Annotated in this window: 23 protein-coding genes; 6 read left to right on the top strand and 17 right to left on the bottom strand. The window is 68.6% G+C overall.

The window, feature by feature from the left end; translation table 11 throughout:
* Positions 1-50 precede the first annotated feature (50 nt).
* Positions 51-815 carry an IclR family transcriptional regulator gene (locus tag BDD16_RS19350; RefSeq protein WP_179635444.1) on the bottom strand — a complete coding sequence of 255 codons (765 nt, stop codon included), beginning with the start codon at positions 813-815 and terminating at the stop codon, positions 51-53.
* A 116-nt stretch (positions 816-931) separates the two neighbouring features.
* Here BDD16_RS19350 and BDD16_RS19345 point away from each other — a divergent pair, with 116 nt between their 5' ends.
* From BDD16_RS19345 to fahA, 5 genes are read left to right on the top strand one after another with little or no spacing between them, the layout of a single operon-like run.
* Positions 932-1,891, top strand: a complete 960-nt coding sequence (locus tag BDD16_RS19345) for an MBL fold metallo-hydrolase (RefSeq protein ID WP_179635443.1) — start codon at positions 932-934, stop codon at positions 1,889-1,891.
* Positions 1,892-1,926: 35 nt separating this feature from the next.
* On the top strand, positions 1,927-2,454 hold the full coding sequence (locus BDD16_RS19340) for a VOC family protein (RefSeq protein ID WP_179635442.1): 528 nt from the start codon (positions 1,927-1,929) through the stop codon (positions 2,452-2,454).
* Between the two features lie 6 nt (positions 2,455-2,460).
* A complete protein-coding gene (locus BDD16_RS19335; protein ID WP_179635441.1) occupies positions 2,461-4,074 on the top strand; it encodes an FAD-dependent oxidoreductase in 1,614 nt (537 codons plus the stop codon).
* A gap of 10 nt (positions 4,075-4,084) precedes the next feature.
* The gene (locus BDD16_RS19330; protein WP_179635440.1) at positions 4,085-4,333 is read left to right on the top strand and encodes a DUF2783 domain-containing protein; all 249 of its coding nucleotides are present in this window, start codon (positions 4,085-4,087) and stop codon (positions 4,331-4,333) included.
* Complete coding sequence (fahA, locus tag BDD16_RS19325) at positions 4,330-5,649, top strand: fumarylacetoacetase (RefSeq protein ID WP_179635439.1); 1,320 nt, start codon at positions 4,330-4,332, stop codon at positions 5,647-5,649. Before BDD16_RS19330 ends, fahA begins: the two co-directional genes overlap by 4 nt.
* On the opposite strand, the gene BDD16_RS19320 is transcribed toward fahA, so the two are convergent.
* The 10 genes from BDD16_RS19320 to BDD16_RS19275 form a co-directional block, all read right to left on the bottom strand.
* Positions 5,650-5,994, bottom strand: a complete 345-nt coding sequence (locus BDD16_RS19320) for a hypothetical protein (RefSeq protein ID WP_375139083.1) — start codon at positions 5,992-5,994, stop codon at positions 5,650-5,652.
* A gap of 101 nt (positions 5,995-6,095) precedes the next feature.
* Positions 6,096-6,995: a sugar phosphate isomerase/epimerase family protein gene (locus BDD16_RS19315; RefSeq protein WP_179635438.1), complete on the bottom strand. Its 900-nt coding sequence runs from the start codon at positions 6,993-6,995 to the stop codon at positions 6,096-6,098.
* 7 nt (positions 6,996-7,002) lie between these two features.
* Positions 7,003-7,893 carry a VOC family protein gene (locus BDD16_RS19310; RefSeq protein WP_179635437.1) on the bottom strand — a complete coding sequence of 297 codons (891 nt, stop codon included), beginning with the start codon at positions 7,891-7,893 and terminating at the stop codon, positions 7,003-7,005.
* A gap of 34 nt (positions 7,894-7,927) precedes the next feature.
* A complete protein-coding gene (locus BDD16_RS19305) occupies positions 7,928-8,761 on the bottom strand; it encodes a shikimate dehydrogenase family protein (RefSeq protein WP_179635436.1) in 834 nt (277 codons plus the stop codon).
* A 13-nt stretch (positions 8,762-8,774) separates the two neighbouring features.
* Positions 8,775-9,770 carry a TRAP transporter substrate-binding protein gene (locus BDD16_RS19300; RefSeq protein ID WP_179635435.1) on the bottom strand — a complete coding sequence of 332 codons (996 nt, stop codon included), beginning with the start codon at positions 9,768-9,770 and terminating at the stop codon, positions 8,775-8,777.
* Between the two features lie 46 nt (positions 9,771-9,816).
* The gene (locus tag BDD16_RS19295; RefSeq protein ID WP_179635434.1) at positions 9,817-11,097 is read right to left on the bottom strand and encodes a TRAP transporter large permease subunit; all 1,281 of its coding nucleotides are present in this window, start codon (positions 11,095-11,097) and stop codon (positions 9,817-9,819) included.
* A 46-nt stretch (positions 11,098-11,143) separates the two neighbouring features.
* Complete coding sequence (locus BDD16_RS19290; protein ID WP_179635433.1) at positions 11,144-11,728, bottom strand: TRAP transporter small permease; 585 nt, start codon at positions 11,726-11,728, stop codon at positions 11,144-11,146.
* Between the two features lie 97 nt (positions 11,729-11,825).
* A complete protein-coding gene (locus BDD16_RS19285; protein WP_246332614.1) occupies positions 11,826-12,554 on the bottom strand; it encodes a TetR/AcrR family transcriptional regulator in 729 nt (242 codons plus the stop codon).
* 17 nt (positions 12,555-12,571) lie between these two features.
* A complete protein-coding gene (locus BDD16_RS19280) occupies positions 12,572-13,411 on the bottom strand; it encodes a class III extradiol dioxygenase family protein (protein ID WP_179635432.1) in 840 nt (279 codons plus the stop codon).
* Positions 13,412-13,439: 28 nt separating this feature from the next.
* Complete coding sequence (locus BDD16_RS19275; protein WP_179635431.1) at positions 13,440-13,790, bottom strand: protocatechuate 4,5-dioxygenase subunit alpha; 351 nt, start codon at positions 13,788-13,790, stop codon at positions 13,440-13,442.
* 117 nt (positions 13,791-13,907) lie between these two features.
* Here BDD16_RS19275 and BDD16_RS19270 point away from each other — a divergent pair, with 117 nt between their 5' ends.
* Entirely contained in the window at positions 13,908-14,831 is a 924-nt protein-coding gene (locus BDD16_RS19270; RefSeq protein ID WP_179635430.1) for a LysR family transcriptional regulator, read from the top strand.
* 22 nt (positions 14,832-14,853) lie between these two features.
* Here BDD16_RS19270 and BDD16_RS19265 read toward each other — a convergent pair whose 3' ends face one another.
* Genes BDD16_RS19265 through ligA form a run of 6 tightly spaced genes read right to left on the bottom strand, consistent with a single transcriptional unit; the run spans position 14,854 to position 19,239 of the window.
* On the bottom strand, positions 14,854-15,024 hold the full coding sequence (locus BDD16_RS19265) for an HAD family hydrolase (RefSeq protein ID WP_179635429.1): 171 nt from the start codon (positions 15,022-15,024) through the stop codon (positions 14,854-14,856).
* 54 nt (positions 15,025-15,078) lie between these two features.
* On the bottom strand, positions 15,079-15,963 hold the full coding sequence (locus BDD16_RS19260) for a DMT family transporter (RefSeq protein WP_246332613.1): 885 nt from the start codon (positions 15,961-15,963) through the stop codon (positions 15,079-15,081).
* A gap of 1 nt (position 15,964) precedes the next feature.
* Complete coding sequence (locus BDD16_RS19255) at positions 15,965-16,954, bottom strand: aldo/keto reductase (RefSeq protein ID WP_179635428.1); 990 nt, start codon at positions 16,952-16,954, stop codon at positions 15,965-15,967.
* 30 nt (positions 16,955-16,984) lie between these two features.
* Complete coding sequence (locus BDD16_RS19250; RefSeq protein WP_179635427.1) at positions 16,985-17,956, bottom strand: Gfo/Idh/MocA family oxidoreductase; 972 nt, start codon at positions 17,954-17,956, stop codon at positions 16,985-16,987.
* Position 17,957: 1 nt separating this feature from the next.
* The gene (locus tag BDD16_RS19245; RefSeq protein ID WP_179635426.1) at positions 17,958-18,812 is read right to left on the bottom strand and encodes a class III extradiol dioxygenase subunit beta; all 855 of its coding nucleotides are present in this window, start codon (positions 18,810-18,812) and stop codon (positions 17,958-17,960) included.
* Position 18,813: 1 nt separating this feature from the next.
* Positions 18,814-19,239, bottom strand: coding sequence for a protocatechuate 4,5-dioxygenase subunit alpha (ligA, locus tag BDD16_RS19240; protein WP_179635425.1), 426 nt, complete (start codon positions 19,237-19,239; stop codon positions 18,814-18,816).
* Between the last annotated feature and the right edge of the window lie 3 nt (positions 19,240-19,242).

The following is a 19,242-nucleotide window of genomic DNA, read 5'->3' as shown; positions in this document are numbered from 1 at the left end:
ACCGTGGCCGGCATCCTCAAAGTTGACGACATGGCCCGCTGGACGGGCCCTCACCCCCGCCATCCCAGGCGCCCCGACACCCCCCGCCCCCGCTCCCGCAACACCCGCACCACCTCCGCCTCCCCCCGCACCTCCAGCGTCGCACTCGGCCCGATCGCCGTCAGCGCCAGCACCATCTGCCCGAAGCCGTCGAACACCGGCGCCGCCACCGCGCTGACCCCCCGCACCGAGCCATCGACCGCGCCGCTCCAGCCCTGCGCGCGCACCCGTTCAAGCTGTGGCGCCAGATCCGCCAGCGTGCGCCCCGCCCCTTCGGCTTTCAGGATCGCCTCGACCTCCGCCGCCGGCCGATGCGCCGCGAACAGCAGCCCGGACGCCGTTCCATCGACCGACACCACCGTGCCGTGCCGCATGTTGACGTGGACCGCCTGCGGCCCTTCCTCCAGCCGCACGATGGTCGGCCCCCGGTTGCCCCACACGGCGATCGCCACCGTGTGCCCGACCTCGCGCGCCAGCGCTGGCAACTCCGCGGACGCGAGCCGCACCGGATCGACCTGCTGCAACGCGATCAGCCCCAACTGCAGCGCCAGCGGCCCCAACCCGTAGCGGCCGGTGTCCGCCTCCTGCTCGACCAGCCCGACCGCGCCGAAGCTGACGAGGTAGGGGTGCGCCTTCGCGGGCGTCATGTCGGCCTCGCGCGCGAGGTCTTTCAGCGCCAGCGGGCGGCCGGCGTGGGCGAGTGCGTGCAGCAACTGGCCGCCGACCTCGATGCTCTGGATGCCGCGCGAGCCGCGGGGCGTGGATTCTTCATTCATTGCGGGTTTCTACCAATACGAATGCATTAGACATTAACAAACGGCGTGACTAAGATCAATCCATCGTTCGGATTAGACGAACTCGTTCGACAGAAACAAACCTCGGAAGCCTCCCCATGACGCAGACCAAGACCTTCGCCTCCGCCGCCGACCTGGAAGAAAAGAAGGTCAGCTTCGACAAGCTGTCCGACCACGCCTACGCCTACACCGCCGAGGGCGACCCGAACACCGGCATCATCATCGGCGACGACGCCGTGATGGTCATCGACACGCAGGCCACGCCGGTGATGGCGCAGGACGTGATCCGCCGCATCCGCGAAGTGACGGACAAGCCGATCAAGTACGTGCTGCTGAGCCACTACCACGCGGTGCGCGTGCTGGGCGCGACGGCGTATGAGCCCGAGCAGATCATCGCCAGCCAGGACACCTACGACCTGATCGTCGAGCGCGGCGAGTTCGACAAGGCCAGCGAGATCGGCCGCTTCCCCCGGCTGTTCCAGAACGTCGAGTCGGTGCCGGCGGGCCTGACGTGGCCGACGATCACCTTCACCGGGAAGATGACGATCTGGCTGGGCTCGGTGGAAGTGCAGATCCTGCAACTGGGCCGCGGCCACACCAAGGGCGACACCGTCGCGTGGCTGCCGAAGGAAAAGATCCTGTTCTCGGGCGACCTGGTCGAGTTCGACGCGACGCCGTATGCGGGCGACGCCTATTTCCAGGACTGGCCGCAGACGCTGGACAACATCGCCGCGCTGAACCCCGAGAAGCTGGTGCCCGGCCGCGGCGCCGCGCTGCAGACGCCGGAGCAGGTGCAGGCGGGTCTGGCCGGCACGCGGGCGTTCGTGAGCGAGCTGTACGCGAGCGTGAAGGCAGGTGCCGCCGAGGGGCGCGATCTGCGCAAGGTGTACGAGGAGACCTTCGCCGCGCTGAAGCCGAAGTTCGGCCACTGGGTGATCTTCAACCACTGCATGCCCTTCGACGTGACCCGCGCCTATGACGAAGCGACCGGCCACCGCGACCCGCGCATCTGGACCGCCGAGCGCGATGTCGCCATGTGGCAAGCACTCGAAGGCTGATCGATTCGGCTGTTCCACTGCGCAGGAGTACCCCCATGAGCATCACCCACGGCGTGCACCACGTCGCCTACCGCTGCAAGGACGCCAAGCAGACCGTCGAGTGGTACCGCGACCACCTCGGCATGGACTTCGTGCTGGCCATCGCCGAAAACGAGGTGCCGTCCACCAAGGCGCCGGATCCGTACATGCACATCTTCCTCGACGCGGGCAACGGCAATGTGCTGGCCTTCTTCGAGCTGCCGAACTCGCCCGCCATGGGCCGCGACGAGAACACGCCCGGCTGGGTGCAGCACATCGCGTTCAAGGTCGCGTCGATGGACGTGCTGGAGGCGACGAAGGCCAAGCTGGTCGCGGCCGGGATCGACGTGCTCGGGCCGGTCAACCACACCATCTTCAAGTCGATCTACTTCTTCGACCCGAACGGCCACCGGCTCGAACTGGCCGCGGACATCGGCACGCCCGAGATGATGCGCAAGCTCGACGCGTGCAAGTGGGACATGCTCGAAGAGTGGTCGCAGACAAAGAAGGCGCCGCGCCACGCCGCCTGGATGCACGAAGGCTGAACCGCTGTGCTGAGCACCTACACCTATCCCCGCTACGCCTTCCGCCGTCCGGCTGCGCTGGACACGCCGGACACCGTGGCGCGTCACCCGGTGGTCGTCGTCGGCGCCGGCCCGGTCGGGCTGAGCGCGGCGATCGACCTGGCGCAGCAGGGCCTGCCGGTCGTGCTGCTCGACGATGACCACACCGTCAGCGTCGGCTCGCGCGGCCTGTGCTACGCCAAGCGCACGCTGGAGATCCTCGACCGGCTCGGCTGCGGGCAGGCCGTCGTGGACAAGGGCGTGACCTGGAACGTCGGGCGCACCTTCCACCGCGATGCCGAGGTCTTCCATTTCAACCTGCTGCCTGAGCCGAACCACCGCCGCCCCGGCATGGTCAACCTGCAGCAGTACTACCTGGAGGAATACCTCGTCCGCCGCGCGATGGCGTTGCCGAACCTCGATCTGCGCTGGCTGAGCAAGGTCGCGCGGGTGACCCCGCAGGACGACGGCGCGCTGATCGACGTGGAGACTGCCGAGGGCGCCTACCGCCTGCACGCCGACTGGCTGGTCGTCGCCGACGGCGCCCGCAGCCCGATCCGGCGCCAGCTCGGCCTCGACATCGAGGGCAAGGTCTTCCAGGACCGCTTCCTGATCGCCGACGTGGTGATGAAGGCGGACTTCCCCGCCGAGCGCTGGTTCTGGTTCGATCCGCCGTTCCACCCCAACCAGAGCGTGCTGCTGCACCGCGAGGCGGACAACGTCTGGCGCATCGACTTCCAGCTTGGCTGGGACGCCGATCCCGAACATGAGAAAAAGCCCGAGCAGGTCATCCCGCGCATCCGCGCCATGCTCGGGCCGGACCGCGAGTTCTCGCTGGAGTGGGTCAGCGTCTACACCTTCCAGTGCCGGCGCATGGCGGATTTCCGGCACGGGCGGCTGCTGTTCGTCGGCGATGCGGCGCACCAGGTCTCGCCCTTCGGCGCACGCGGCGCGAACTCGGGCATCCAGGACACGGACAACCTCGCGTGGAAGCTGAAGCTGGTGATCGACGGCCGGGCGCCCGCCGCGCTGCTGGACAGCTACAACACCGAGCGCGGCGAAGCGGCCGATGAAAACCTGCTCAACTCGACGCGCTCGACCGACTTCATGACGCCCAAGAGCCAGGCCTCGCGCGACTTCCGCGACGCGGTGCTGACGCTGGCGAACGACCATGCCTTTGCGCGCGCGCTGGTCAACTCGGGTCGGCTGTCGGTGCCGACGCACCACCGCGGCTCGCCCCTGTCGACGCCGGACGCCGAGGGCGAGGTCTTCAGCGGCCGGATGACGCCGGGAGCACCCATGGACGACGCGCCCGTGGCGGTGGACGGCCGCGACGGCTGGCTGCTGGAACACACCGGCAACGGCTTCGTGCTGCTCGTCTTCGGTGACGCCGACACCCCGGCATTCGCTTCGCTGACCGGCGATGCCATCCCGGTGCGCACGCTGCGCCTGCCCGCCGACGGTGTCGCGGCGCAGCGCTACGACGCCCAGCCCGGCACCGCCTACCTGATCCGCCCGGACCAGATCGTCGCCGCCCGCTGGCGCCAGCCCGAACCCGACGCCGTGCGCGCTGCCGTGCGGCGCGCGACCTGCAATGCCTGAGGCCTCCGCCATGCCGCACCTCCAGACCCAGCCCAACTTCGGCGCCGGCCAGCCGGCCCCGCTGCGGGCCTACACCCCCGGCGACGATTTCTACGACCTGCTGATCGACACCCACCGCGGCCTGGACGACGACACGAGCCGCCTCGTCAACGCCCGGCTGATCCTGCTGCTGGCCAACCACATCGGCGACATGGCCGTGCTGCGCGAGGCGATGGCCGCTGCGCGCCACGGCATCACCCCGGACACCACCACCCCATGAATCCGCACGCTCAACTTGACGCCACCCACGATCCGGCCCTGCGCAGCTGGGTCGCTTCCGCCAACGACGGGGCGACCGATTTCCCGATCCAGAACCTGCCCTACGCCCGCGCCCGCCGCGCCGGGACGGGCGAGCCGTGGCGGATCGTCGTCGCGATCGGCGATCAGGCGCTGGACCTCGCGGCAGCGATCCGAGCCGCCGAGCACACCGAGGCACAGGCCGCCGCGCTCGCACCGCTGGCCTGCGGAGATCTGAATGCCTTCATGGCCCGCGGGCCGGCCGACTGGCAACTGGTGCGGGCCTCGCTGTCGCGGGCGTTGGCCGCGGGCAGCCCAGCCGAGGCTGCGCTGGCGCCATGCCTGGTCGCGCAATCGGCGCTGGAGTTCTCGCTGCCCTGCAGGGTCGGCGACTACACCGACTTCTACACCAGCCTGCACCACGCCACGACCATCGGCCGCATGTTCAGGCCCGACAACCCGATGCTGCCGAACTACCGCTGGGTGCCGATCGGCTACCACGGGCGTGCATCATCGCTCGTCGTCAGTGGCCAGGACGTGCGCCGACCGACCGGCCAGACCTTGCCGCCCGGCCACGAGGTGCCGCAGTTCGGCCCGTGCAAGCGGCTGGACTACGAGCTGGAACTCGGTCTGATCGTCGGCACCGGCAATGCGCAGGGCGAGCCGGTGTCCATCGGCCAGGCGGACGCGCACCTGTTCGGCGTCGTGCTGCTCAACGACTGGTCGGCGCGCGACATCCAGGCCTGGGAATACCAGCCGCTCGGGCCATTCCTGTCGAAGAACTTCGCGTCCACCCTCTCGCCGTGGGTGGTGACGATGGCGGCGCTGGCACCGTTCCGGGCGCCGTTCACGCGGCCCGAGGGTGAGCCGCAGCCGCTGCCCTACCTCGACAGCACGGCCAACCGAGCAGCCGGCGCGATCGACATCGCGCTGCACGTGCAGCTCGAAACGGCCGCGATGGCCAGCGCGGGTGCGCCGCCGGTCACGCTCAGCAGCAGCCGCTGGCCGGATGCCGGGTACTGGACCGCCGCGCAGCTCGTCACGCACCACACGGTGGGTGGCTGCAACCTGCAGCCGGGCGATCTGCTGGGCACCGGCACGCTGTCGGGCCCGACGCCGGATCAGGCGGGATCGCTGCTGGAGCTGTCGATGGGCGGCAAGGCACCGATCACGCTGCCGAACGGCGAGCAGCGGACTTTCCTGGCCGATGGCGACCGGGTCGTGCTGCGCGGGCGCTGCTCGGCACCGGGGGCGGTCAGCCTGGGATTCGGGGAATGCAGCGGGCGGATCGTGGCGTGATCAGCGCCCGTGGCGCCAGTCACCGCCACCGTCGTTCCAGCGATCGTTCCCGCCGCGGTCCCAGCGGTCGTCGTCGCGCCAGTGGTGGCGGTGGTGGTGGTGCCGCGGCCAGGGCCGCTGCGGCTCGACGTAGATGACCCGCGGCGCCGGTTGCACATACACCGGTGCTGGCGCGTAGACGCGTTGCGGCGGCGCGGGGTAATAGACCACGGGCGGCGGCGGCAACTGGATGCCGATCGACCACTGCACGCCGCCGGCCTGCGCACCCCCGGCACACAGCGCACCCGCTGCCAGCAGCATGGGAAGCAGCACGCGGCGCGGGATGGAAGTCAAGAACGGGACCATGGGCGTTTCCTTCTGGAGAACTCGTGTGCTCCAGCAACGCGCCGGCCACCCGACCGGCGGACAGGCGGGCCCTGTCCGCCGGTCGGGTGTTCAGCTGCGCTTCAGGTACGCCGCAGCCGCATCTGGCCCGGCAGCGGCACCGAGCGGCGCAGCACCCCTTCGGCCAGCCACACCGCCGAGTCCCAGGCCCGTCCCGCCACGAACGGCAGCGGCAACTGCTGGTAGTCGTCGTTGAAGACCTCGAAGCTGTAGTCACCGCGGTAGCCCAGCGCGTCCAGCTTCAGCACCAGCGCCGTCAGCTCGGCCGAATGCACCCCTTCGCCGGGGAAGACGCGGAAATGCCGCGCCGTCTCCATGCGCTCCTGCGCGGTGCGGACCTCGTTCCACATGAAGTCGGCCAGCTGGACGAGGTAGATCTTCGCCGGGTCGATGTCGTCGAGTGCGTCCAGCGGCGTCTGCGTGGCGACGATGTGGTACGAGTCGATGCCGATGCCGAGATTCGGACAATCGGCGCGCTGCACCACGTCCCAGGACTGGTGGTATTCATTGATGTGGCGCCCCCAGGACAGGCCCTCAAAGGCCACGCGGATGCCGTAGGGAATCGCCAGCATCGCCAGCTTGCGCAGGTCGCGGGCGATGGCGTCGACGTCGCCGGTGGCGTGCTGCGAGGTGGAGGAGCAGGCCAGCAGCACCTTGGCGCCAAGCGCGTGCGCCATCAGGACCATCTGCTTGGCGATCTCGACCTTGTAGCTGTGCAGGTGGCCCGACAGCCCCTCGAAATCGCGCAGCACCTGGAAGCCGGTGACCCGCAGGCCGCTGTCGCGCACCGCCTGCACTGCGACCTCCATGCCACCCGGATGGCCGACGATGTCGCGGGCGGCCAGCATGATCTGGGTGAAGCCGGCCGCCCGCACCGCCTGGAGCTTGGCTTCGAGCGGACCGGCCAGCGTGATGGTGTCCATGCCGAAATCGGCGACGTTGCGGGCAATCTGCGGGTGCATGCCGACCTCAGCGCTTGTCACGGACCAGCTCGAACACCAGCCCGCCCAGCAGCGGCCGGGTCAGCGCGCCGCGCTCGTCGGTGCGCACGCCGTGCACCGATTCGACGAACTCCACCCCCCGCTCGCGCAGCACCGCGGCCGTGGCCAGCACATCGTCACAGCCAAAGGCGACGCGCTGCAGCAGCTCGTCGTGCTCGAAGGTGGCGGCGTCCGGATCGGGCTCGATGAGCTGCCAGTGGAACTGGCCGCACGGGCTGGCCAGGATGCGCCCGCTGGTGAGCACGCCGAAGCTCTGCTCGCGCGGCAGCTCCGCGAAGCCGAACAGCGCGCCGTAGAAGGCCGTCCAGTCGTCGGCCCGGTCCAGGCCGATGTACTGCACCACGCCGAACAGGTGCAGGCCATGCCGGGCGGGCGGGCGCTGCTCGACGCCGGGGATCGGCACGAAGTCGACGTCGTAGATCGAGAACTCGCGGTGCCGGTCCACGAAGTAGATGCGGCTGGCGCCGACGCCGTGGATGGCCGGGATGTTCAGCTCCATCACCTCGACCTGCGTCGGCACCGCCCAGGCGCCGAGTTCGAGCACGCGCCGGTAGGCCGATGCGGCATCGCGCACGCGGAAGGCCACGGCGGAGATCACCGGCGTCTCGCTCGGCGCCGCCTGCCCGCTCAGGCCGCCCTGGTGGGCGTTGACGATGATGTGCATGTCGCCCTGGCGGTAGAGCTGCACCTCGCGCGAGCGGTGGCGCGCCACGGGCACGAAGCCCAGCCGCTCCAGCACCTGCCCCAGCGCCTGCGGACGGCTGGTGGCGTATTCGATGAACTCGATGCCGAGCAATCCCAGCGGATTGGGCAGCACGCCGATGGCTTCGCGGTCGGCGACAACAGAGGCCAGGGTCATGGCAGGTCCTTGTGGTCGGAAGGTCCCGACGGTTTCAATAATGCAGCCGCGCCACCGAACGCAGCACGTCCGCGGTCGTGGTCGGCAGGCCGAAGTATTCGAGGTAGGCCGGGATCTGCTCGAACAGCATGTCCGAGCCCACCTGCACCCGGCAGCCACGCGCGGCGGCCGCGCGCAGGAAGGCCGTCATCTCGGTCTTCATCACCACCTCGCCGACGAAGGTGTCGGGCGACAGGCGCGCGATGTCGAGCGGCAGCGGATCGCCCTCGTCCATGCCCATCGGCGTGGCGTTGACGACCAGATCGTGGCCGGCCGGGTCGTTCGAGCCGGTGTACACCTCCAGCGCCGGGTAATGGGTGCGCAGCCGTGCACCGAGTGCCTCGGCGGACTCGGCGTGGCGATCGAACAGCGAGATCGCGCCGATGCCGGCCGCCGCCAGCGACGCCGCGATCGCGCAGCCCACGCCGCCGCTGCCGACCACCAGCGCACGCCGCCCCTGCAGCGCGAAGCCCTTGCGCAGCACGCCGCGCACGAAGCCTTCACCGTCGAACATGTCGCCTTCGAGGCGGCCGTCCGCGCCCAGCCGCACGGCGTTGCAGGCGCCGGCAATGCGCGCGGTGGGCGAGACGGCATCCACCAGCCCGGTGGTCGTCACCTTGTGCGGCATGGTGATCAGCGCACCACGGATGTTCGTCAGGGTGAACACCGCACGCAGGAAGCCCGGGTAATCCGCGGTCTGGCAGCCCATCGGCACCACGACGGCGTCGATGCCCGCCTGCTCGAAGTACGGGTTGTAGATCATCGGCGCCTTGAAGGCGAAGGTCGGGAAGCCGATGTGGGCGATGAGCGAGGTGGTGCCGCGGATCATGGGTCCCTCGTCCTTACTTGCGCAGCTTCGCCAGCTCGGCCTGCAGCTCGGCCACGGTGCCGGCGATGGCGGTGCCGTGCTTCTCGATCACCGGCTTCAGCTTGTCGCGCAGCCTGGCCTGCTCGGCCGGCGACAGCTCGGTCACCTGCATGCCGGCCTTCTTCAGCTCGTCCAGATCGTCGGCCGACTTGGATCGGTTCACCTGGCGCTGGTACTTGCTGGCCTCGTTGGCGGCGTCCTGCAGCGCCTTCCGGTCGGCGTCGCCCAGCGTGTCCCACACCTTCTTCGAGAAGATGAGCGACTGCGGGTTGTACTGGTGGTTGGTGACCGCCAGGTGCTTCTGCACTTCGTAGAACTTGTTGGCGAGGATCACCGACAGCGGGTTTTCCTGACCGTCGATGGCCTTCTGCTCCAGACCGGCGTAGACCTCGGGGAAGGCCATCGGGGTCGGGTTGGCGCCCAGGGCCTTGACCCAGTCGACGTTGATGGCGTTCGGGATCACGCGCAGCTTCAGCCCGGCGATGTCGTCGACGGTGTTGATCGGCTTGCGGCTGTTGGTGATGTTGCGAAAGCCCAGCTCGGTGTAGGCCAGGCCGACGATGCCCTTGTCGGCCAGCCGGGCGTGCAGCTTCTGGCCGAAAGGACCGTCGACGATGGCATCGGCTTCCCTGGCGCCGGCGAACATGAAGGGGAAGTCATAGACCTCGAAGTCCTTGATCTGGGACGCCAGGATGCCGGAGTTCAGCATCAGCACCTCGATGGTGCCGCCCTGCAGCGCCGACACATTGGCCGCGTCACCACCCAGCACGCCCCCCGCGAAGACATTGACCTTGATGCGGCCGCCCGTCTTGGCCGCGACCAGTTCGGCAAACTTCACGGCGCCCATTTCCAGCGGGTGGCCCTTGGGGTTCTGCAGACCGAACTTGAAGGTCTTTTCCTGCGCGGCAGCAACACCGGCGATGGCGAGGGCTGCAGCAGCAACCAGGGTCTTGATCATCAGACGTTTCATCGAAGTCTCCTGAAAGGTATGGAACACGGGGGGGAATCGATCGGGATCAGTTGGCCAGCCAGCGTGCCGGCCCGGTGACGATGGAGGGGAACAGCACGAGCAGGAACATCACGGCGAACTCGGCCAGCATGAACGGGATGACGCCGCGGGTGACCGCATCCATCTTCATCTTGCCCACGCCCGCCACCACGTTCAGCACCGTGCCCACCGGCGGCGTCACCAGCCCGATGGCGTTGTTCATGATGAACAGCACCCCGAAGTACACCGGGTCGATCCCCGCCGCCTTCACCACCGGCATCAGCACCGGCGTCATGATCAGGATGGTCGGCGTCATGTCCATGGCCGTGCCCACCGCCATCACCAGCAGCATGATCATCACCAGCAGCAGCGTCGGGCTGTCCATGAAGGGCTGCAGCAGGCCGATCATCTGGCTCGGGATGTCCGCCACCGTGATCAGCCACGCGCTCACCATCGCCGCGGCCACCAGGAACATGATCACCGCCGTCGTCCTGGCCGCCGCCACGAACACCTCGTAGACCTCCTTGACGCCCATCTCGCGGTAGACCACGGTCGACACGAACAGCGCGTACACCGCCGCGACCACCGCCGCCTCCGTCGGCGTGAACACGCCGAACTTCAGCCCCACCAGCACGATCACCGGCAGCACCAGCGCCCAGGTCGACTCGCGCAGCGCCTTCATCTTCTCGGCACGCGTCGCCTTGGGCGGCGGCGTCACGTTCTCCTTGCGCGCCACGTACCACCATGTGAGCGCGATCGACACGCCCATCAGCAGCCCCGGCACGATGCCCGCCAGGAACAGCTTGCCGATCGAGACGTTCGCCGCCACCCCGAAGATCACGAAGCCGATCGACGGCGGGATGATCGGCGCGATGATGCCGGCCGAGGCCAGCAGGCCGCCGGCACGCGCCTTGTCATGCCCGGCCGCCGCCATCATCGGCAGCAGCAGTGCCGCCAAGGCCGCCGTGTCCGCCACCGCCGAGCCCGACAGCGCTGCCATCAGCACCGCCGCCAGGATCGCCACGTAGCCCAGCCCGCCGCGCACATGCCCCACCAGCGTCATCGCCAGCTTGACGATGCGCCGGCTCAAGCCCCCGACGTTCATGACCTCGCCGGCCAGCATGAAGAACGGCACCGCCAGCAGCGGGAACGAGTCCGCCCCGTTGATCACGTTCTGCGCCAGGATCTGCGCATCGAACAGGTCCATGTGCCACATCAGCGCGACACCGCACACCAGCAGCGAGTACGCGATCGGGATGCCCAGGGCCATCGCGCCCAGCAGCGAGCCCAGGAAAATGAAAACGGTCATGGGGAAGACTTTCCAGAAAATGGGGAGGTCAGGCCGGGCGGCGGGCCTACTTGCGGAACGGCATCGAGTGCGGCCCCTGGCCCAGCGGCGGCGTCTGGTCCATGTGCAGCTCCTGCACCTGCGCCAGGTCTTCCGACTCCTGCACCAGCACCAGATCGTCGTCGCCGACCGCCCCGCTCAGCGTGCGCCAGAGCTGCCACACCAGGATCAGCGCCGAGCAGACCGCGAACACCAGACCCGCGCTGTAGAACCACGCCATCGACAGCGTGCTGACCGGCGCCTCCACGTCCCAGTTGATGCGCACCTGCGCCAGGCTGCCCGCGTACAGCAGGTACGTCACGTACAGCATCGCCGCCTGCGCCAGCGCCAGGCACACCCGCTTGCCTGTGCGCCCGAAGCGCGACACCAGCATGTCGGTGCCCAGGTGGCCGTTGTCCTTCAGCGCGACGATCGCACCCAGGAAGGTCATCCACACGAACAGCCAGCGCGACAGCTCCTCGCTGACCGTGATGCCCGAGTTGAAGGCATAGCGCATCACCACATTGCCGAACACCAGCACCACCATGACCGCCAGCAGCAGGGCGATCAGGGCTTCGATGGTGCGACTGAACCACTGCACGGGTCCGGACATCAGGGTCTCCTCAGGGAATGTCGTCTTGAGGATGTAATGTACGAACTGGTTAGTTTTCAAAAATACGGACTAACCCTGAGCGCGGTGCGAGACCGGTTCAGCCCGCGACGCGGACGAAGCGCACGATCATCTCGACGATGCTGTCGCGCCGCACGGCGATGCAGGCGGGGTCGTCGAAATCGTGCTTGAAGATGAGCGCGAAGGTGTGGCGGTTGGCCACGTTGAAGACCGACAGCGCCGAGATCGACATGTGCAGGTCCACCGGGTCGATGTCCGGCCGGAACACGCCCTCGGCCACTCCCCGCTCGTAGACCGAGCGCAGCCCGTCGATGGCCGGCACATTGAGCTTCTGGATCGACTCGGACCGCGCCAGGAATTCGCCGCGGTGCATGTTCTCGTTCATCACGAGGCGGATGAACTCGGGATTGGCGCGCTGGTAGTCGCAGGTGAAGGCCACCAGCTTGCGCAGCGCCGCCTCGGGGTCGAGGTCTTCGAGGTGCAGGTCGGTCTCGATGTGGCGGATGCGGCGGTAGGCCTCCTCCAGCACGGCGATGTAGAGCCCTTCCTTGCTGCCGAAGTAGTAATAGATCATCCGCTTGCTGGTGCGCGTCAGCGCGGCGATCTCGTCGATGCGGGCACCGGCCAGCCCCTTCTCGGCGAACTCGGTGGTCGCCACTTCGAGGATGTTGGCCATCGTCGCCTCCGGGTCGTTGGTGCGACCGGGTTCCAGCGCGACGGGGGTGCCGTTGGTCTTGGCCTTGCGGGGGCGGCGGGCCGGAGCCGGGGCCTTGTCAGGAGCAGCGTCGTTCATATGGGCCGCAAGCATAGCGGCCCCGCGACTGCTCAGACTGACTGCAGCACCATCAGCCCGGCGGCGGTGTTCGAGATCGGGATGTGGTAATTGCGGTGCACCTCCTCGACCCGCTCGCCCAGCGCCGCCCGCGTGGCCAGCCACATCAGCAGCTCGATGCCCTGCGTGCCGGCCTGCTCGACCAGCTGCGGGATGCTGAACTGCGTCGCCCAGTCCGGCTGGTCGCTCACCAGGCTGTCCATGAAGCGCAGATCGAAGTCCTTGTTGATGAAGCCGGCCCGTTCGCCGTCGAGCTGGTGCGACAGGCCGCCGGTGCCGAGCACCACCACGCGGGCGGCGCTGTCCCAGGCACGGATGGCGCGGCCCACCGCCTGCCCGAGCTTCCAGCAGCGCGCGGCCGTTGGCAGCGGAAACTGCACCGTGTTGATGCACACCGGCACCACCTTCACCGGCCAGGCCTGGTCCGGCCACAGCAGCGCCATCGGCAGCGTGAAGGCGTGGTCCACCAGCATCTCCTGGCAGGTGGTGATGTCGAACTCGTCGTCGATCAGGCGCTCGATGAGGTGCCAGGACAGGTCCTGCTCGCCCGTGAAGGCGGGCACCTGCGGGATGCCCCAGCCTTCGTCGGCGTTGCGGTACGCGGGCGCAGCGCCGACCGAGAACGTCGGCATCTTGTCGAGGAAGAAGTTCAGCCCGTGGTCGTTGTAGAACACGACGACCACGTCGGGCCGCGCCTGTGCCAGCCACTGGCGCACGGGCGGAAAACCAGCGAAGAACGGTTTCCAGTACGGGTCGTCCTGCAGGCCCTGGTGGATCGCGCGGCCGATGGCCGGAACATGCGACGTGAGCACGCCGCCGAGAAGTTGTGCCATGGAAGTGTCTCCTGCGGGTCCCGCAACATCAGTGGGCGTACGCGGCCAGCCTGGCCTTGAACGCGTCCTTGCTCATGCCCGTCTGCTGGGCGCCGAGGTCCTGCACGTCCAGCCCGAAGATGCCGGCGAACTTGGCCAGGTAGTAGACATTGCCGCCCGCCGCGATGAGCTGCAGCACGTTGCGGGCGCGGATGGCGGCGCGCTGTTCGTCGTCGAGGCCGAAGCGGTCGCAGTAGCCCGCCTCGTCCTGCTGGAACGCCGCGCGGTTGGCCGCGTCGTTGAACGAGTAGCACATGCGGTTGAGCGCATAACCCTTGCGGGCCAGGCGGCCATCGAACAGCGTGGTGCCGGGGATGCCGGGGATCTCGGGGGTCGTCATCGTCGGTCTCCTTGGAATGCAGTGCCTGCAGTATTCCGGGACCGGATGGATCGATAAAGCAGCGGATACTCATTGCATTCATGCGTGAAATCGATGCATCGAAGGAATGACACCCCCATGGACCACCACGATCTCGACGGCCAGTTGCTCCGCCTGCTGGTGGCCGTGCATGAAGAAGGCTCGGTCACCCGGGCCGCGGCGCGGCTCGGCGTGACGCAGTCGGCCGTGAGCCACCTGCTCGACAAGCTGCGCGCCATCGTCGGCGACCCGCTGTTCGTCAAGAGTGGCCGCGGCATCGCGCCAACCGTGCATGCCGATCTGCTGGTCGAACGGGCGCGGCGCCTGCTCGACCAGCTGCACGCCTTCCGCACCGCGGGTGCCTTCGATCCGGCACGGCTGGACACCACGCTCACCATTGCCGCGAACGACCTGCAGCGCGACGTGCTGCTGCCGCCGCTGTTGCGCCGCCTGCGGGCCGAAGCGCCGGGCCTGGCGCTGCGGGTGATTCCGTCCGGCGCGCCGCAGGCGGCCCTGCTGCGCGACGAGACCTGCGCGCTCGTGCTCACGCCGCGCCCGCCCGAGGCCACCGACATCCTGCAGCGGCGCCTGTTCGACGACCAGTACCGCGTTTTCCACGATCCCGAGTGCTGCGCGGCACCGCAGACCGAGGCCGACTACCTCGCCAGCGACCATGTCACCGTCGTGCACGACGCCCCGCGGCGCACGCTCGACGTCGACGACTGGCTGCTCGCACAGGGCCTGCGGCGGCGCGTCGTGGCCAGTGTGCCGGCGTTCGCTGGTGTGGCCGGATTCGTGCGGGGCGGCCCCTGGCTGGTGACCGCGCCCGGGCGGCTGCGCGACGGCGTGCTGCGCGGACTGGCCGATGCGCCGGTGCCGGTGTCCGCACCGCTGCCGCCGCTGGCGATGTTCATGGTCTGGCACCTGCGCCACCAGCAGGACCCGCTGCACCGCTGGCTGCGCCAGACGCTGGTCGAGGTCGCGTCGACCGTCAGTGCTCAGCCCGGCAGGCCCCAGGGCTGATCCAGCAGCTCGGACAGGTGCGTCAGCCGGTGGACCCGCCCATCGCCGCCGCCGCGTGCAGGAACAGCGCCGGATCGGGCTTGTAGCGGCCCAGCTCCACCGCGCTGAACACGCGCGACGCCGGCACGAAAGCATCCAGCCCGGTGAGCCGCAGCAGGAGTTCGATCTTCGACCGCGGCCCGTTGGAGGCCACGCAGCACGGTGCCGTCGCAATCGAACAGCACGGCGCGCAGGGGCAGGCAACTCGTCATCGGGGCGGATGCGCCATGCGCGAGGCCAGCCAGGTGCCGGCGCTGCCACACAGCCCGATCAGCGCGATGCCGGCGAAGGACGCCAGGTCCGGCACATGACCGAACACCAGCCAGCCCGAAACGACGGCGAACACGATCTGGAAATAGAGAAACGGCGTCAGCGTGGCCGCGGGTGCGCGGGCGTAGGCCATGATCAGCAGCAGGTGCCCGATCGAGCCGAACACGCACAGCAGCATCAGCAGGCCCCAGACATGCACGCCCTGGGGCACCTGCCAGGTCCAGGGCAGCAGCAGGGACGCCGTCACCACGCCCACGCAGCCGGTGTAGAACTGCGTGGTCGTCGCGTCGTCCTCCTCGGCAAGCCGGCGCGTCAGCATCTGGAACAAGGCGTTGTCCAGCACGAGCACCAGCGGCAGCACGGTTGCCCAGTGGAACAGGTCCCGCGTCGGCCGGACCACGACCAGCGCGCCCACCATGCCGCCCAGCACCAGCAGCCACTCCAGCCGCGTCACCCGCTCGCCCAGGCGCCAGACAGCCAGCAGCGTGATGCACAGCGGGGTGAGGGTCACCACGGCAGTGAATTCGGCAACCGGCAACACCTGCAGGCTGTAGAAGGCCAGGACCGTGGCCGCGATCAGCAGGAGTCCACGCAGCACCTGCAGGCCCGGTCGGCGGCTGTGGTGCAGCGTGCGGCGGCGCGCCGGTGTGGCCGTCGCGACGGTGAGCAGCACCTGGAACAGGTAGCGGAACCACACCACCATCACCACCGGCACGGCCGAGGCCAGCACCTTGGTGCTCGTGTCGAGGGCGACGAAACAGACCAGTGCCGCCAGCGTGCAGGCGATCGCGGCGGGCTTGCCGGCAGGCACCAGCGCGGTCAAGTCAGAATTCCTCGGTGTCGATTTCGGTCTGCGTCGCGGCGTTGTAGCGGGCGCCACGCACGGTGTCGTGGTGGACCAGGGTGTTCAGCCGCTGCAGTTGCGCCGGGGTCAGCGTGACCCGCGTCGCGGCCAGATTCTCTTCGAGATGCGCCACCGAGGTCGTGCCCGGAATCGGCAGGATGTGCTCGCCGCGGTGCAGCAGCCAGGCCAGCGACAGCTGCGCCAAGGTGCAGCCCGCCTCGCGGGCGACCTCGGCCACGCCGTCCAGCAGGCGCAGGTTCTCCGCATAGTTGGCCGGCGCGAAGCGCGGCATGGCGCGGCGGATGTCCTTGGCGTCAAAGGCCGAGACGTCCCGCAGCGTGCCGGGCAGGAAGCCGCGCGCGACCGGGCTGAACGCGACGAACGCCGTGCCCAGTTCCCGGCAGGTGTCGAGCACGGCGATCTCCGGGTTGCGCGTCCACAGCGAATACTCGGTCTGCAGCGCCGTGATCGGGAAGACCGCGTGCGCGCGCCGCAGCGTCGCCGCCGAGACTTCCGACAGGCCGACCGCGCGGATCTTGCCCGCTTCCACCAGCTCGCCGAGCGCACCGACCGAATCCTCGATCGGCACCGACTGGTCCCAGCGGTGCAGGTAGTACAGGTCGATCACGTCCGTGCGCAGACGCTTCAGCGCGGCCTCGCAGGTGGCCTTGAGCGTCTTCGGGCGGCCGTCGATGACCCGCTGGCCATCGACACCCGTCATGCCGCACTTGCTCGCCAGCGTGAAGCGGTGGCGGTGCGGCGCGAGGACGCGGCCGACCAGCGCCTCGTTGGCACCGAAGCCGTAGAGCGCTGCCGTGTCGAAGTGCGTCACGCCGAGTTCGAGCGCCCGCAACAGCAGACTGGCCGCGTCGTCGGGCGATGGCGGCACGCCGTAGGCGTGGCTGAGGTTCATGCAGCCCAGGCCGATCGGGCTGACCTGGAAGGGACCAAGGGAACGGGTGGGCGACATGAACGGCTCCTGGGTGCGTGAACCAGCCGATCAGCCGGCGTGGAGCTGCTGCTCCAGATCGTGCAGCACCTGGTAGCAGGCCAGCACGCCCTCCACGCTCGCGTTCGGCTGCCGCCCTTCGCGGATCGCGGCGAAGAACTCGCGGTCCTGCAGCTCGATGCCGTTCATCGACACCGCCACGTTCGACACGTCGATCTTCTCTTCCTTGCCGCTGAACAGGTCGTCGTAGCGGGCGATGTAGGTCGCGCTGTCGCCGATGTAGCGGAAGAAGGTGCCGAGCGGGCCGTTGTTGTTGAAGGACAAGCTCAGCGTGCAGATCGCGCCGTTGGCGGCCTTGAGCTGGATGCTCATGTCCATCGCGATGCCCAGCGTCGGGTGGGTCGGGCCCTGGATGGCGTTGGCCTTCACGATCGGCGAGCCGCACTGGTAGGCGAACAGGTCGACCGTGTGCGCGGCGTGGTGCCACAGCAGGTGGTCGGTCCACGAACGCGGCTGGCCGAGCGCGTTCATGTTGCTGCGGCGGAAGAAATACGTCTGCACATCCATCTGCTGGATGTTGAATTCCCCAGCGGTGATCTTGTTGTGGACGTACTGGTGGCTCGGGTTGAAGCGGCGGGTATGGCCGCACATCGCGACGAGACCCGACTCCTTCGCCACGCGAACCACTTCCTCGCCCTCGGCCAGCACGTCGCACAGCGGAATCTCCACCTGCACATGCTTGCCCGCCTGCAGGCACGACAGCGTCTGCGAGGCGTGCATCTGCGTCGGCGTGCAGAGGATGACGGCGTCCACCTCGGGCAGCGCCAGCGCGTCGGCCAGGTCGGTCGTGACATGGCCGATGCCGTACTGGGCGGCGACTTCCTTCGTCTTCTCCAGGTCACGGCTGATCAGCGAGACGACTTCGACGCCGTCGATGTTCTTGATGCCGTCGAGGTGCTTGATGCCGAAGGCGCCGGCGCCGGCCAGGGCGACCCGGATCGGGCCTTGATGGGGTTTGCTCATGTCAGGTGTTCTCCAGAATCAGATGGCCCACCGCCGTGTTCGACGCGGGCACATGGTAGAAGCGGTGCTTGACCGTCGGGGCCGCGCCGCCGTTCACGTCGTCCATCGCGCCCCGGGCGATCAGCCACATCACCAGCTCGATGCCTTCCGAACCTGCTTCGCGGACGTAGTCGATGTGCGGCGTCGCGGCGGCGGCTTCCGGGTCGGCGATCAACTTGTCCAGCCAGGCGTTGTCCCACTCGCGGTTGATCAGCCCGGCGCGCGCACCCTGCAACTGGTGACTCATGCCGCCGGTGCCCCAGATCTGCACGTTCAACGGCCGGTCATAGCTCTTCACCGCCTTGCGGATCGCCTTGCCCAGGTTGTAGCAACGCCGGCCGTTGGGCACCGGGTACTGCACCACGTTGACCGCAAACGGGATCACCGGGCACGGCCACGCTTCCGGCTGGCCGCACATCAGGCTCAGCGGCACGGTCAGGCCGTGGTCCACGTCCATCCGGTTGACGATGGTCAGGTCGAAGTCGTCCTGGATCACCGACTGCGCGATGTGCGCGGCGAGTTCCGGGTGGCCGATGACCTTGGGCACCGGGCGCGGGCCCCAGCCTTCGTCGGCCGGCGTGAACTCGGCGGCGCAGCCGATGGCGAAGGTCGGGATCATCTCCAGGCTGAAGGCGGTGGCGTGGTCGTTGTAGACCAGGAAGATGACATCGGGCTTCTGGTCCTGCATCCATTGCTTCGAGTACTCGTAGCCCTGGAACACCGGTTTCCAGTACGGCTCGCCGCTCTTGCCGAGGTCGAGCGCGGCGCCGATGGCCGGGACATGCGAGGTGTAGACGCTGGCGGTAATCCTGGCCATCTCAGGGGCTCACTTTCGGTTGGGCTTTCGGTTGGGCATCCCCGGACTCGCCGAGGTAGCGGTTGCCTTCGGCCGAGCGGCCACCGGCGAGCATCATCGCGGCGTACTGCTCCTGGGTCATGCCGGTCATGCTGGCGGCCATGTACTGGAAGCTCTTGCCGTCGGTCGCGCCGATCTTGGCGAGGAAGTAGATGTTGCCGCCCGCGGCGATGCAGCGGTTCAGGTCGCGGGTCAGCACGCCCTGCTTCTGCTCCTCCGTCATCGGCCATTCGTCGAGGTAGGCGCGCTCGTTCGCCTTGAAGCGCTCGCGGTTGGCGGCCTTCATCAGCGACATGCAGAACTGGTTGAGGTGGTAGCCCTTGCGGGACTGCTCGGCGTCGAAGATGGTCGTGCCGGGCACGTCCAGGTAAGGCTTGTCGAGTGCCATGGA

The organism is Sphaerotilus montanus (genome assembly GCF_013410775.1).
Lineage (GTDB): Bacteria > Pseudomonadota > Gammaproteobacteria > Burkholderiales > Burkholderiaceae_C > Sphaerotilus > Sphaerotilus montanus.
This window is presented reverse-complemented; position numbering and strand designations above follow the sequence as displayed.